Source organism: Tepidimonas fonticaldi, from assembly GCF_001675355.1.
GTDB lineage: Bacteria > Pseudomonadota > Gammaproteobacteria > Burkholderiales > Burkholderiaceae_C > Tepidimonas > Tepidimonas fonticaldi.
This window is the reverse complement of sequence record NZ_LZDH01000023.1, coordinates 1-13974: the sequence shown is the minus strand read 5'-3', so window position 1 is coordinate 13974 and position 13974 is coordinate 1. Positions and strand designations below refer to the sequence as shown.

Annotated in this window: 14 protein-coding genes and 1 pseudogene; 3 read left to right on the top strand and 12 right to left on the bottom strand. The window is 66.8% G+C overall.

Going from position 1 to position 13974, the window contains the following annotated elements; all coding sequences use genetic code 11:
* Positions 1–25: 25 nt before the first annotated feature.
* The gene (locus tag A9O67_RS03035) at positions 26–1525 is read right to left on the bottom strand and encodes an FAD-linked oxidase C-terminal domain-containing protein (RefSeq protein ID WP_068607241.1); all 1500 of its coding nucleotides are present in this window, start codon (positions 1523–1525) and stop codon (positions 26–28) included.
* A 221-nt stretch (positions 1526–1746) separates the two neighbouring features.
* Between A9O67_RS03035 and A9O67_RS03030 the strand changes: the two genes are divergently transcribed.
* A complete protein-coding gene (locus A9O67_RS03030; RefSeq protein WP_068607240.1) occupies positions 1747–2172 on the top strand; it encodes an Hsp20/alpha crystallin family protein in 426 nt (141 codons plus the stop codon).
* Positions 2173–2221: 49 nt separating this feature from the next.
* Here A9O67_RS03030 and A9O67_RS03025 read toward each other — a convergent pair whose 3' ends face one another.
* The 3 genes from A9O67_RS03025 to A9O67_RS03015 are packed head-to-tail and all read right to left on the bottom strand — an operon-like array spanning position 2222 to position 4937.
* The gene (locus tag A9O67_RS03025; protein ID WP_068607237.1) at positions 2222–3091 is read right to left on the bottom strand and encodes a LysR substrate-binding domain-containing protein; all 870 of its coding nucleotides are present in this window, start codon (positions 3089–3091) and stop codon (positions 2222–2224) included.
* Between the two features lie 13 nt (positions 3092–3104).
* The gene (gene purU / locus A9O67_RS03020; protein WP_068607235.1) at positions 3105–3953 is read right to left on the bottom strand and encodes a formyltetrahydrofolate deformylase; all 849 of its coding nucleotides are present in this window, start codon (positions 3951–3953) and stop codon (positions 3105–3107) included.
* A 54-nt stretch (positions 3954–4007) separates the two neighbouring features.
* On the bottom strand, positions 4008–4937 hold the full coding sequence (locus A9O67_RS03015) for a ketopantoate reductase family protein (protein WP_068607233.1): 930 nt from the start codon (positions 4935–4937) through the stop codon (positions 4008–4010).
* A 128-nt stretch (positions 4938–5065) separates the two neighbouring features.
* Here A9O67_RS03015 and glmU point away from each other — a divergent pair, with 128 nt between their 5' ends.
* The gene (glmU, locus tag A9O67_RS03010; protein ID WP_068607230.1) at positions 5066–6472 is read left to right on the top strand and encodes a bifunctional UDP-N-acetylglucosamine diphosphorylase/glucosamine-1-phosphate N-acetyltransferase GlmU; all 1407 of its coding nucleotides are present in this window, start codon (positions 5066–5068) and stop codon (positions 6470–6472) included.
* Positions 6473–6503: 31 nt separating this feature from the next.
* Here the strand turns inward: glmU and A9O67_RS03005 are convergent, their stop codons facing one another.
* Positions 6504–6962, bottom strand: coding sequence for an SH3 domain-containing protein (locus tag A9O67_RS03005; protein ID WP_068607228.1), 459 nt, complete (start codon positions 6960–6962; stop codon positions 6504–6506).
* Positions 6963–7000: 38 nt separating this feature from the next.
* Positions 7001–7546 (bottom strand): Lrp/AsnC family transcriptional regulator, encoded by a 546-nt coding sequence (locus A9O67_RS03000; RefSeq protein ID WP_068607226.1) that lies wholly within the window; start codon positions 7544–7546, stop codon positions 7001–7003.
* A gap of 127 nt (positions 7547–7673) precedes the next feature.
* On the opposite strand from A9O67_RS03000, the gene glmS reads away from it, so the two are divergent.
* Positions 7674–9614: a glutamine--fructose-6-phosphate transaminase (isomerizing) gene (glmS, locus tag A9O67_RS02995; RefSeq protein ID WP_068607224.1), complete on the top strand. Its 1941-nt coding sequence runs from the start codon at positions 7674–7676 to the stop codon at positions 9612–9614.
* A 352-nt stretch (positions 9615–9966) separates the two neighbouring features.
* Here glmS and A9O67_RS02990 read toward each other — a convergent pair whose 3' ends face one another.
* The 6 genes and pseudogenes from A9O67_RS02990 to A9O67_RS13380 all read right to left on the bottom strand — a co-directional run.
* Positions 9967–10722, bottom strand: coding sequence for an amino acid ABC transporter ATP-binding protein (locus tag A9O67_RS02990; RefSeq protein WP_068607223.1), 756 nt, complete (start codon positions 10720–10722; stop codon positions 9967–9969).
* Positions 10709–11359, bottom strand: a complete 651-nt coding sequence (locus A9O67_RS02985; RefSeq protein WP_068607373.1) for an amino acid ABC transporter permease — start codon at positions 11357–11359, stop codon at positions 10709–10711. The genes A9O67_RS02990 and A9O67_RS02985 overlap by 14 nt, the downstream gene beginning before the upstream one ends.
* Positions 11352–12023 carry an amino acid ABC transporter permease gene (locus A9O67_RS02980; RefSeq protein WP_068607221.1) on the bottom strand — a complete coding sequence of 224 codons (672 nt, stop codon included), beginning with the start codon at positions 12021–12023 and terminating at the stop codon, positions 11352–11354. Before A9O67_RS02980 ends, A9O67_RS02985 begins: the two co-directional genes overlap by 8 nt.
* A gap of 15 nt (positions 12024–12038) precedes the next feature.
* Complete coding sequence (locus A9O67_RS02975; protein WP_068607219.1) at positions 12039–12833, bottom strand: transporter substrate-binding domain-containing protein; 795 nt, start codon at positions 12831–12833, stop codon at positions 12039–12041.
* The gene (locus A9O67_RS02970; protein ID WP_068607217.1) at positions 12830–13597 is read right to left on the bottom strand and encodes a GntR family transcriptional regulator; all 768 of its coding nucleotides are present in this window, start codon (positions 13595–13597) and stop codon (positions 12830–12832) included. Before A9O67_RS02970 ends, A9O67_RS02975 begins: the two co-directional genes overlap by 4 nt.
* A 249-nt stretch (positions 13598–13846) precedes the next feature.
* Positions 13847–13974: pseudogene (locus A9O67_RS13380) on the bottom strand (IS3 family transposase); the annotation flags it as partial.

Genomic DNA, 13974 nt, shown 5'->3' with positions numbered 1-13974 from the left:
CCGGGCGCTCCCGTCCCGTGCGCGTTCAGAAGCGCGGCAGATCGGGATGCGACAGCCGTCCGCCGCGCACCAGCATCTTGCCGTATTCGGCGCAGCGCTGCAGGGTCGGGATGACCTTGCCGGGGTTGAGCAGTTCGTGGGGGTCGAACGCGCGCTTGATGGCGAACATCTGCTCGCGTTCTTCGGGGCTGAACTGCACGCACATGCTGTTGAGCTTTTCCACGCCGACGCCGTGCTCGCCGGTCACGGTGCCGCCCATGGCGACGCTGGTCTCCAGAATGTCGGCGCCGAACGCCTCGGCGCGGCGCAGCTGGTCGGGGTCGTTGGCGTCGAACAGGATCAGCGGGTGCAGGTTGCCGTCGCCGGCGTGGAACACGTTGACGCAGCGCAGCCCGTACTTGTCCTCCATGGCCGCGATCGCCTCCAGGATGTCCGCGAGGCGCTTGCGCGGGATGGTGGAGTCCATGCACATGTAGTCGGGGCTGATGCGCCCGCTGGCCGGAAAGGCGTTCTTGCGCCCGCTCCAGAAGCGCAGCCGCTCGGCCTCGTCGCGGCTGACGGCGATGCGGGTGGCGCCGGCTTCGCGCAGCACCGCGCTCATGCGCTCGATCTCCTCGGCCACCTCCTCGGGCGTGCCGTCGGACTCGCACAGCAGGATGGCCTCGGCGTCCAAGTCATACCCCGCGTGGACGAAGTCCTCCACCGCCGCGGTCATCGGCTTGTCCATCATTTCCAGCCCCGCCGGGATGATGCCGGCCGCGATCACCGCGGCCACCGCGTCGCCGGCCTTGCGCACGTCGTCGAAGCTGGCCATGATGCAGCGCGCGAGTTGCGGCGTCGGCGTCAGCCGCACCGTTACCTCCAGCGTGACGGCGAGCATCCCTTCCGAGCCCACGATCAGCGGCAGCAGATCGAGCCCCGGGGTGTCCAGCGCATCCGCGCCAAATGTGACCGGCTCGCCCTCGACGGTGTAGCCGCGCACCTTCAGCACGTTGTGCAGCGTCAGGCCGTACTTGAGGCAGTGCACGCCGCCGGAGTTTTCCGCCACGTTGCCGCCGATGGTGCAGGCGATCTGGCTGCTCGGGTCGGGGGCGTAGTACAGCCCGTGCGGCGCGGCGGCCTCGCTGATCGCCAGGTTGCGCACACCCGCCTGCACGACCGCGGTCTGCGACAGCGGGTCGATGGCCACAATGCGGTTGAACTTGGCCAGCGACAAGGTCACCCCCAGCGGGTGGGGCAGCGCGCCGCCGGACAGGCCGGTGCCGGCGCCGCGGGCCACCACCGGTACTTTGAGCAGGTGGCAGGTGCGCAGGACGGCCTGCACCTGCTCCTCGGTCTCGGGCAGCGCCACCGCCAGCGGCCGCTCGCGGTAGGCGGTCAGGCCGTCGCACTCGTAGGGCGTGGTGTCCTCGGGGGTCCACAGCAGCGCGTGGGGCGGCAGCACCAGCGACAGGGCGCGCACCACCTCGGCCTGGCGGTCGGCGCGCCGGACGGCGCGGGATTCGGGGGTGTCGTGGGCGGTCATGGCAGGGGGCGGCAAACGTGTCGCCGCAGTGTAGGTCAGGACACGCCGGCGCGGCTGAAAAATCCTTGAGCATCGCGTGAATCGGCCTGCGGCGGGGGGCTTGAAGTTCCGGCGCGCTGCCCCTATGTTTGGCGGTGTGAGCAATGGGCTTGCGCCGGCGGTGTGGAGGCGCTGGCGGGCCCGATGGATGTCGAAGCCCTCCACGGTCAAGGAGACAGCGCATGAGCAACCTGATTCCGCGCCGCATGAGCCTGTTCGACGAGTTTTTCCGGGACATGGCCCCGGCGTTTTATGTGCGACCGCTGCACGGCGAGCCGCTGCCGCAGCAGATCAAGGTGGATGTGAAGGAAAACGACCAGGCCTACGTCATCTCGGCCGAGATGCCCGGTGTCGGCAAGGACAACATCCATGTGTCCGTCGAGAACAACCTGGTCACCATCGCGGCAGAGGTCAAGCAAGAGGACGCCCGGCGCGACGGCGACAAGGTGCTGCACAGCGAGCGCTACTACGGAGCCGTCTCGCGCAGCTTTGCCCTGCCGGGCGATGTCGACGAGTCGACCGCCAGCGCCAAGTACGACAACGGCGTGCTGACGCTGACCCTGCCGAAGAAGGCGGCGGTGGCCGGCAAGCGCATCCGCATCGAGTGACGCGGCCCGGCGCGGCCGTCGCTGGATGGACCTGGGCGGGGGGTGGCCGTTAGGCCACCACCTGCTTGAGCCAGGCGGCAAACGTCGCGCACTCCCAGCGCTCCATCGCCCCTGCGCGCCAACACAGATAGTGCGCGTGGGGGCTGGGCACGTTGTGCGGATACAGCCGCACCAGCGTGCCGTTGTCCAGCCACGGCGCGCCGAGCTTCAGGCGCACCAGCGCCACCCCCATGCCGGCGGCGGCGCCGTCGCACATCAGCCCGATGTCGTTGAACTGCGAGCCATCGGTTGGCTCCGGCCAGTCCAGGTGGTGCGCGGCAAACCAGGTGCGCCACGGCTCCAGCGGGCTGCGCAGCAGGGGCACGCCTTCCAGATCCTCCGGCCGCTCGAACGGCCCGTGCTCGCGCGCGAACGCGGGCGATGCCAGGGGCGTGACCTCGTCCTTCAGGATGCAGGTGAACTCCACGTCCTGGTAGCGGCCGGTGCCGTAGCGGATGGTCAGGTCGGCGTCCTCCGCTACCACGTCCAGCAGCGGGATGCTGACCTGCAGCATCAGGTCGATTTCCGGATAGGCCTCGGCAAAGTGCTTGAGCCGCGGCATGACGATCGAACGGGCGAAGGTGGGCGTGACTGCCAACCGCAGCTTGCGCCGCCCGGGGGTGGCGTTGCGGCTGGGGAAACGCTGCAGCGCCGTCAGCCCCTCGCGCACCTGGGCCAGGTATTCGCTGCCCTCCGTGGTCAGGGAGAAGTCCGCCCGTCCGAACAGCTTGACGCCGAGCTGCTCTTCCAACTGCCGGATGCGGTGGCTGACCGCGCTGGGGGTCACGCACAGCTCGTCGGCCGCCTGCGTGACGCTGCGCAGGCGCGCCAGCGCCTCGAAGGTCAGCAGGCACTGGATGGGGGGAATGCGCGTGGACATCGCCCGTGCCTGCTCAGCGGAAGACCACCGTGCGCTGGCCGTTGAGCAGCACGCGGTGCTCGCTGTGCCACTTGACTGCGCGCGCCAGCACTTGGCTTTCGGTGTCGCGGCCGATGGCGGTCAGGTCTTCCACCGTCATCGCATGGTCCACGCGCGCCACGTCCTGCTCGATGATCGGGCCTTCGTCCAGATCGGCAGTGACGTAGTGCGCGGTGGCGCCGATCAGCTTGACGCCGCGCTCGTGCGCCTGGTAGTACGGCTTGGCGCCCTTGAAGCTGGGCAGGAAGCTGTGGTGGATGTTGATCGCGCGGCCGGCGAGCTGCTGGCACATGCCGTCCGACAGGATTTGCATGTAGCGCGCCAGCACGACGAGTTCGGCGCCTTCCTGCTCGATGATGTCGAGCTGGCGCGCCTCGGCCTGCGCCTTGGTGGCGGCCGTCACCGGGATGTGGTGGAACGGCACGTTGTAGCCGGCGGCCAGTTGGTAAAAGTCGCGGTGGTTGCTGACGATGGCGCGGATGTCCAGCCGCAGCAGGCCGCTCTTCCAGCGGAACAGCAGGTCATTCAGGCAGTGGCCCTGCTGGCTGACGAAGATGACGGTGCGCATCGGCTCGTGCCAGGGGTGCAGGCTGCACGCCATGCCGTGCTGCTGGCCGAATGCCTGCACCGCGCCGCGCAAGGTGGGTGCGTCGTGGCCCGGGCAGGTGAATTGCACGCGCATGAAAAAGCGGCCGCTGTCGCGGTCGTTGAACTGGGCCGCCTCCTCGATGTTGCCGCCCTGCTCCAGCAGAAAGCCCGAGACGGCGTGCACGATGCCGGGCTTGTCCTGACAGGACAGGGTGAGTACGTAGGTGTCTTGCATGGTCGCGGATTGTCGCAGTTTGGCCACCGTCGCCACGCGGGCGGGCCTGGGTGCTCAAGCGCCGCGTCCCTGCTCCAGCAGGTGCACCAGCGTTTGCAGCGCGTGGTTGACCGGTGCCTGCAGGCCGTGGGCGTGGGCACGCGCGACCACATGGCCATTGAGGTGGTCCACCTCGGTCGGGTGGCCGCGCAGCAGGTCGCGCGCGGTGGACGACATTTGGGTGGCCATGCTGTGCGCAATTCGCTCGACGTCCGCATCCAGGGCGGCCGCATCCAGCGCGATGCCATCGGCCGCCGCCACCGCCACGCATTCGCGCACCACTTGGCGCAGCATCTCTGGCACGCCCGCCTGCGCCCACAGCCACCCATAGGGCCGCGCGGTGATTGCGGACAGGGCATTGAAGGCGCAATTGACCACCAGCTTGGTCCACAGCGCCTGCGGTACCGCGTCGGAGACGGTGGTCGGCACCCCGGCCCGCGCCAGCGCCGCCTGCACGCGCGCGGCCTGCGGAAACGGCGCCAGCACCAGATCCCCGCGGCCGTGGTGGCGCACATGGCCCGGGCCTTCCAGCCCTGCGGCCACATACACCACCACCGGCACCACGGGCCGCCCCAGCACACGCGCCAGCCGCTCGGCGTTGTCCACGCCGTTTTGCAGGCTGAGCACCGCGGTTTGCGGGCCCAGGTGGGGGTGCAGCGCGGCCCCGGCCGCTTCGGTGTCGCCGGATTTGACGCACACCAACACCACGTCCGCGCCCGCCACAGCCGCAGCGTCCGTGTCGGCGTGCACGGCGATGCGCTCGTCGAAGTCGGCGGTCTGCAGCCGCAGGCCGTGCGCGCGCATGGCCTGGACGTGGGCCGGGCGGCCGATCAGCACCACCGGCACGCCCGCGCGCGCCAGCATGGCACCGTAGTAACTGCCAACGGCACCGGCGCCAAAGACGGCAAAGCGGGGAAGGGGCTCAGTGGGGGCTAGGGTCGTCATGGGGCATCGCACGGGTGGCCATGGGTGGGATGGGCGCCGTTGCGCGCGGCGCGGCGGCCGCCCGTAGCGTAGCACCGCGGGGGCGGATAATCGGCGCCCGACACCCCATGACCCTTCAGGAGGAACCCATGCACTGTCCCGTGGACGTCGTCATTCTGGCCGCTGGCAAGGGCACACGCATGAAGAGCGCCCTGCCCAAGGTGCTGCAGCGCTTGGCCGGCCGCCCGTTGCTGGCCCATGTGCTGGGGATGGCGCGGGGGCTGTCGGCGCGCCACACGGTGGTGGTGACCGGCCATGGGGCCGAGGCGGTCGACGCCGCCCTGCCCGCGCTGGCCGACGGGCAGCCGTGGCAGGCGGTGCGGCAGGAGCCGCAACGGGGCACCGGGCACGCCGTGCAGCAGGCCATCCCGCTGCTGGCGGACGACGGCGTCACGCTGGTGCTGTCCGGCGACGTGCCGCTGACGCATCCGGACACCCTGGCGGCACTGCTGGCGGCCCAGTGCGCGGGCGGCCCCGATGCGCTGGCGCTGCTCACGGTGGATCTGGCCGATCCGCACGGCTATGGCCGTGTCGTGCGCGACGAGTCGGGGGCCGTGCGCGCCATCGTCGAGGAAAAGGACGCCAGCGATGCGCAGCGCCGCATCACCGAGGTGTACAGCGGCATTCTGGCCGCACCGACGGCGCGCCTGCGCGCCTGGCTGGCCCGCCTGGACGACTGCAACGCCCAGGGCGAGTTCTACCTGACCGACGTGGTGCGCCACGCGGTGGCCGATGGCGTGCCCGTGGTGGCGCACCGCATCGACGACGCGCTGCAGGTGGCGGGCGTCAACAGCCCGGCCCAATTGGCGGCGCTGGAGCGCGCCCACCAGCACCGCGTGGCCCAGGCGCTGATGGCGCAGGGCGTGCGGCTGGCGGACCCGGCCCGGCTGGATGTGCGCGGCGAGCTGGTCTGTGGCCAGGATGTGGAGATCGACGTCAACTGCGTGTTCGAGGGCCGCGTCGTGCTGGGCGACGGGGTGCGGGTGGGTGCCAACTGCGTGATCGCCCACGCCACGGTGGACGCGGGTGCCGTCATCGAGCCCTTTACGCACATCGACGGCGCGGGCGCGGGTGTCGTGGTCGGGGCGCAGGCCCGGGTGGGGCCGTTTGCGCGGCTGCGTCCGGGCGCCTGGCTGGGGCCCGAGGTGCACATCGGCAACTTCGTGGAGGTGAAAAACTCCACCCTGGCCGCCGGCGCCAAGGCCAACCATCTGGCCTATCTGGGCGATGCGACGGTGGGCGAGCGGGTCAACTACGGGGCGGGCAGCATCACCGCCAACTACGACGGCGCGCGCAAACACCGCACGGTCATCGAGGCGGATGTGCACGTCGGCAGCAATTGCGTGCTGGTTGCCCCGGTCACGCTGGGGGCGGGTGGCACGGTGGGTGCGGGCAGCACGGTGACCAAGGACACGCCTGCGGGCGCGCTGACGGTGGTCCGCGCCAAGGCGGTGACGGTGCCCAACTGGCGGCGGCCGACCAAATCGGCCGACTGAAGGGGGCAACGGTGAAGGGCCCCCTGGCGGCTCACCAGCCCCAGAGGTGATCGCTCGCGGCCCAGACGGTGCCGCTGCCGTCCGGTGCGCGCAACTGCACCCAGTCGCCCTGTCGCCGGACGGTGGCCAGCACATCGCCGTAGCGCGCCGTGCCCACCACCTGCCACTCCAGCCCCGGGCCGCTGCGCAGGTTGAGGGTGCGGGCCCGAACCACGTGGTGGCGCTCGTCGCCGGTCACGCGCGCCGCCACCCAGCCTTCGTCGCCCTCGAAGTCGCGCACCCGGATCCAGTCGCCCTGGCGCTGCAGCACCTGCAGGGGGTAGCCGCGCCGCAGTTGCCAGAGGACTTCGCCCTCGGTGCTGGGGGTGGCGCGCAGATTGACCACCGGGCTGCGCACGCTGACCAGCTCCTGGGCCTGGGCACCCAGGGCGCAGGCCGCCAGAGTCAGCAGCGCCAGGACACGCGCGACGGCAGGGGGGACGGGGACCATGCGGCGGTTCCTCTCGTGACGAAGGGGCGACGAAAAAATCATACGCCAGCGGCCGGTGGCTTGTCTGCCCCCCTGTGGGGAGGCACGGTGGGCAGCGGCAGCCGCGGATCGAACTTGCTGCGTCGCACGCTGAAGTAGGCCTTGACCTGGCGCACATTGCCCTGCTCGGTGAACAGGCGCTGCACCAGCGCATGGTAGTCGGCCATGTCGCGCGCCGCCACCACCAGCACGAAGTCCGGGCCCGCGCTGACGCGGTAGCACTGTTGCACCGCGGGCTCGGCCACGGCGCGGGCCTCGAAGGCGCGCAGATGCTCATCGCCCTGGCGCTCCAGGCCGATTTCGACGATGGCGGTCAGGCCCTCGCCCAGCACGGCTGCCAGCCGCTCGGGCTGCAGGATGGCGACGCGGCGCTCGATCAGGCCCGCCGCCTCCAGCCGGCGCACGCGCCGCAGCACCGTGGGCGCGGAGACGCCGCAGCGCGCGGCCAGGGCGTTGAGGGGTTGCGCCGCGTCGGTTTGCAGCGCATCCAGCAGGTGCAGGTCCCGTTCGTCAATGGAAAAATTGGTCGAAAAAATGTTATTCATGGAAAATTATTCCATCAAGACCAAAGACTGCAAAAAAATTACTCTATTGAGTGAAAAATGTAAACCCGTGACTCGACCGAATCCGTACCCTACCGGCTTGGCATGACACGATGCGGAGGACTGATCGATGTGCGGAATCGTCGGGGCGGTGGGCACCACGGACGTGGTGGGGGTGCTGGTGCAAGGCCTGCAGCGGCTGGAGTACCGGGGGTATGACTCGTGCGGGCTGGCCGTGCACCAGGGGGCGCCGCTGGCCGACGCCGCGGGGCGGATGGCTCCGGTCGAGGCAGCGGCCCGCGGGCTGGCGCGCGCGCGCAGCACGGCACGCGTGGCCGAGCTGCGCGCGCAGGTGCAGGCGGAGGGGCTGCGCGCGGCCACGGGCATTGCCCACACGCGCTGGGCGACGCATGGTGCGCCCACCACGGCCAATGCCCATCCGCACGTCAGCCACGGGCCCGGGGTGCGCGCGGGCGAGCGGCCAGCGCGCGTGGCGCTGGTGCACAACGGCATCATCGAAAACCACGAAGCCCTGCGCGCCGAGCTGCAGGCACGCGGCTATGTGTTCGAGAGCCAGACCGACACCGAGGTCATCGCGCACCTGATCGACAGCCTGTACGACGGCGATTTGCTGGAGGCGGTGCGCGCGGCCACGGCCCGCCTGCACGGCGCGTATGCGATTGCGGTGCTGCACCACGACGAGCCGCAGCGCCTGGTGGGGGCACGCGCCGGCTCGCCGCTGGTGCTGGGGCTGGGCACCGCGGCGGATGGCCCGGCGGCCCATTACGTGGCCAGCGATGCGCTGGCGCTGGCGGGCGTCACCGACCGCATCGTGTTCTTGGCCGAGGGGGATCTGGTCGATGTGGCGCTGGGGCGCTACCGCATCGTGGGGGCGGACGGCCGCGCCCTGGACAGCGCCGCACGCCCGGTCAGGACCGTGCAGGTGGGCAGCCAGGACGTGGCGCTGGGCCCCTACCGCCACTACATGCAGAAGGAGATCTTCGAGCAGCCGCGTGCGCTGGCCGATACGCTGGAGGGCGTGGCGGGCATCGTGCCGGAGCTGTTCGACGACCACGGCATCCGCTCGCGCGCCGCCTGGCGCGTGTTTGCGGAGATCGACCGCGTGCTGATCCTGGCCTGCGGCACCAGCCACTACGCGGGCTGCGTGGCGCGCTACTGGCTGGAGGCGATCGCCGGCGTGCCGACGGTGGTGGAGATCGCCAGCGAATACCGCTACCGCACGAGCGTGGCCGACCCGCGCACGCTGGTGGTGGTGGTCAGCCAAAGCGGCGAGACCGCCGATACGCTCGCCGCGCTGCGCCACGCGCAGGCGCTGGGCATGCGCCAGACGCTGGCGATCTGCAACGTCGCCACCAGCGCCATGGTGCGCGAGTGCGAGCTGGCCTACGTCACGCGCGCCGGGGCGGAAATCGGCGTGGCCAGCACCAAGGCGTTCACGACGCAGCTGGCGGCGCTGTTCCTGCTGACGCTGGTGCTGGCGCAGGCCAAGGGGCGCCTGACGGCCGAGGACGAGGCGCGCCACCTGCGCGCGCTGCGCCACCTGCCGGCGGCGCTGCAGGCGGTGCTGGCGCTGGAGCCGCAGGTCATCCGCTGGGCCGAGGACTTCGCCGGCAAGGAGCACGCGCTGTTCCTCGGCCGCGGGCCGCACTACCCGATCGCGCTGGAGGGGGCGCTCAAGCTCAAGGAAATCAGCTACATCCATGCCGAAGGCTACCCGGCCGGCGAACTCAAGCACGGGCCGCTGGCGCTGGTGACCGGCGCGATGCCGGTGGTGACGGTGGCGCCCAACGACGCGCTGCTGGAAAAGCTCAAGAGCAACATGCAGGAGGTGCGCGCGCGCGGCGGGGTGCTCTATGTGCTGGCGGATGCCGACACGCGCATCGCCAGCGGCGAGGGCCTGCACGTCATCCGCATGCCGGAGCACTACGGGGACCTGAGCCCGATCCTGCACGCGGTGCCGCTGCAGCTGCTGGCCTACCACACCGCCTGCCTGCGCGGTACCGATGTGGACAAGCCGCGCAACCTGGCCAAGAGCGTGACGGTGGAGTGACCGGCGGGCGATGGGGGGTATTGATCGTCAGGAATAGATCCTGTCGGGCTTGGAATACTCCCTGTCGGGACGACCTGACTTTTTGACCCAAGCAGAACGCCTGACCGTCGGCGGTAGGCTGAAAGCGGACCTCAGGCTGCATCCGAGTCAAAGGCAGCTATCGACCCGAAGCGGTCACCGAATGGAATACCCTTAACACTTGCGTCTTGCAAATCGCCGCCAACAGAAATGTGGGCATTCATAGCCCGTGCCACCAGATCTGGGTCCGCCGATCAGAGCGTCGAACCCAGCCGAGCGAACACCGTGGCGAATCGGGCGGCGATCAAAGTGTCGTTTTGATCGCATCTGCGCTTCAGTGAATCGAGGAAAGAAACTGCTTTAACTCGGGTGTTTGCGGATGGGCGAACAACTGGTCGGGGGGGCCCATCTCATGCACGCGGCCCATGTGCATGAAGATGACTCGGTCGCTCACTTTGCGTGCGAAGTTCATTTCGTGCGTCACCATCAGCAGCGTCATGCCCTCCTGGGCCAGACTTTCAACAACCGCAAGCACCTCGCCCACCAGTTCCGGGTCGAGTGCCGAGGTGATCTCGTCGCACAAAAGGATGCTGGGCTGCATGGCCAGCGCACGCGCAATCGCAACGCGCTGTTGCTGCCCCCCAGACAACTGGTCGGGATAGGCTGCAAACTTGTCTGACAAGCCCACGCGTGCCAGCAAAGCATGCGCGCTTCTCTCCAACTCTTCTGTTGCAGTCTGTTTCACGAGGCCTGGGGCAAGCATTACGTTCTTGCCCACGCTGAGGTGGGGAAACAAATTAAAAGACTGAAAGATCATGCCCACCTTTTGACGCAAGGCTCGCATGGCTGCTGCGTCTTTGTAGACCAGCGGCTGCCCCTGCACATGCAGCGTTCCGTGTTGGAAGACCTCCAGGCCGTTGATGCATCGCAGCAGCGTACTCTTGCCCGATCCGCTTTTCCCGATGATGGCAATGACCTCGCCCGGTTGGACCTCCAGGTCGATTCCTTTGAGCACTTCGTTCTGTCCGAAGGACTTGCGCAAACCCTCAATCCGGACCGCAGGCGTAGATGCTGATTCAGTGTTTGACATTCAATTTTCTTTCCAGAACACGCGAGTACAGGCTGATGGGGTAGCAGATGGCGAAGTACAGAATGGCCACCATGCTGTAGACAAGGAAGGGTTGAAACGTCGCGTTGGTGATCATGGTGCCGGCCTTGGTCAGTTCGATGAAGCCGATCACCGAGGCCAACGCTGTACCCTTGACCACCTGCACCAGAAAACCAACCGTCGGCGCAACGGCAACCCGAGACGCCTGCGGCAGGATGACGTAGCGGAGTTGTTCACCAAAACTCAAGGCCAGACTTTGCGCAGCTTCCCACTGACCTTTGTGCACCGATCGAACGCAACCGTGCCAGATTTCCACCAGGAACGCGCTGCTGTATAAGGTCAGCGCTGCCGCCGCGGCGAACCACGCCGAGGTTTCGACCCCGAATAAGGCGAGTCCGAAATAGGCGAGGAATAACTGCATCAGCAGCGGCGTGCCCTGGAAAAGTTGTACATAGCCCGCGACCACACGTTGCAAGGCCACTGAGTGGGTCGTCCTCAAAATCAAGAGGATCAATCCCAGCAGCCCGCCGCCTACAAACGCAATCAACGACAGCGCAACAGTCCATCTGGCGGCCAGCAAGAGGTTGCGCAAAATGTCCCAAAGAGAGAAATCAACCACGGCGCCCCCCAAATAGCAGACGGTCACCAAGTCGATTGAGGACATGGCGAATCGCGATGGCCATTAACAGGTACATAACCGTGGCGACAATGAAAGCCTCAAACGCGCGGAAGTTCCGGCTCTGAATCAAGTTGGCGGCATAACTGAGTTCTTCGGTGGCAATTTGTCCACAGACGGCCGATCCCAGCATGACGATGATGATCTGGGAGACCAGCGCCGGCCAGACGCGACGCAGTGCTGGGGGCAGCACCACACGGATGAACGTCTGCAATGGTGTCAAGGCCAAGCTGATGGCTGCTTCAATCTGTCCTCGAGGCGTCGCCTGAACACCTGCGCGCACGATCTCAGCGGCATACGCACCGAGATTGACCACCATGGCAATCACGCTCGCCAGCTCGGGGGTGAGCCGAACACCCATCGCGGGCAATCCAAAAAAGATGAAAAACAGCTGAACGATGAAGGGTGTGTTCCGAATGAGCTCCACGTAGGCCCCGACCACCCATTTCAAGACGGTCGGGCCTTCGGTGCGAGCCCACGCACAGGCAATGCCGACCAGCACGCCGACGATGGCTGACACGGTCGTCAGTCCCAGCGTCCAGACCAAGCCCTTGAGCAGGAGTGGCCACTCGGCCAGCACCGCCCAGAAGTCGAGTTCGATCGACATCGCGTGTGGCCCCGGTTATTGCGGAAGATTGCCGGCGGGCCGCTTGAGCCACTTCATAGCCATCTTGTCGAGGTCGCCGTTCGACTTCGCCTGGGCGATGATGCCGTTGACCTTTTGACGCAAGGCATCTTCACCCTTGGCCACACCAATGAAGTTGGGGCTGTCCTTCAGCAGCAGCTTGTACTCGGTGCCCAACTGTGGGTTGCGTTGCATCATGTTCTCGGCGACCGACACACCAGTTGCAATCAGCTGCGTCTGGCGAGACACGAAAGCCGAGACCGTGGCGTTGTTGTCCTCAAAGCGCTTGATGTCCGCCCCAGCCGGTGCCACCTTGGTCAGTTCCTGGTCTTCTATGGCGCCACGCGTGACCGCTATGCTTTTACCAGACAAGTCTTGAAAGGACTTCAATTCGACGCCCTTCGGTCCGAAGATGGCCTGGAAGAACGGCGAGTAAGCGGCGGTGAAGTCGATCACCTTCTCTCGTTCCGGGTTCTTGCCCAGGGTTGAAATGACCAGGTCGGCCTTTTTGCTTTGCAAGTAGGGAATGCGGTTGGCACTGGTCACGGGCACAAGCTCCACTTTGACGCCCATCTTGTCGGCCAGGTAGTTCGCCATTTCCACATCGAGCCCTTGAGGCTTGAGGTCGATGCCAACGAATCCGTACGGCGGGAAATCGGTCGGAATTGCAATCTTGATGAGCTTGGTCTTTTCGATGTTCTCAAGTGCCGTTTGGGCATGTGATGCGCCGGTTATGGCCATCAGGGAGGCGCCCAGAGAAAGGGTGAGCAGGTGACGCTTGGCGATGTTCATAGAAGAGCTCCTAGGTAGGTTGCTGGCTGCGGGGAATCTGGTAGTACGGGCTTCTTGCGGCTGCGTGACGGAAGGCTGCTCGCGCCCTTCGCATCACCGATGACCGGTAAAAGGGCTTGCCTCAGTTCAGCCAAGGGATCGGCCTTGGCGCTGTCCAGGGTGAGTGCCTCCTGGACATCGCCAATGTGCTTGGCCATGAGCGCCTCAGCGTCTGCAATATCTCCTCGGGCCAGCGCATCTACGATGTCCACATGGTCCTGGCATGACTGCTCTGCGTCATGCGTGGATTGGTAGAGCATGGCAATCAAGGTGGTCCGTGCCGTGAGGTCGCGCAACGTGTCCGCGAGCAATTGGTTGCCAAGGCATTCTGCGAGACAGACGTGGAAGTCCCCCAGGAGGTAACTGCGGCGGCCCACGTCTCGGTCCTTGAGCGCTGCTTTTTCCTGCTGTATGTGGCGCTTGAGCTTGCCCAGCTTGACCTTGTCCATGGGCGCAGCCATCCGAATAAGACCGGTTTCGATGACACGGCGAGCCTCGAAAGCCTCTCTGGCCTCCACTTGGGAGGGTTGGACGACATACCAACCGCGCCGCGCGCTGACCGTGACAATGCCGCGGGCGGCCAACTGCATCATGGCTTCGCGTACTAGCGTACGACTGCAATCAAACAGCATGGACAAAGCCTGCTCACCCAAGCGAATACCTGGCGCAAGCTTTTGAGCCAGGATGGCTTCAACGATGCGGTCGGCAATGTCTTTGGATGTCATGGTGGCCCTCGACGTTGTCCAAGCCAGAATCGTGCCAATCGAACACAAGGCTTGTATGCAAGCCTTGAGCACCAAATATGGGTGCGGCCAAGCCGTCGTTTACCCTGACGCCCCAATCTGGACCGGGTTGCACCAATTTGGACGGTCTGGGTGCGGCGCTTGGCATGTCAGCCGTTCTTAAGGCTATCTCAACGGCATGGACTGTCACTGAACCGCCCCGGGAATCTGAGAGGCGATTGGGTTTGAGTATCAGGCGGTCTCCGGCTTGTGCTGGAGCTGCCGCCAGTAGTTTGCCTCAGCCTCGGCGGGCGGAATGTGGCCGATGGGTTCCAGCAATCGCTCGTGGTTAAACCAGTGCACCCACTGCAGCGTTTTGT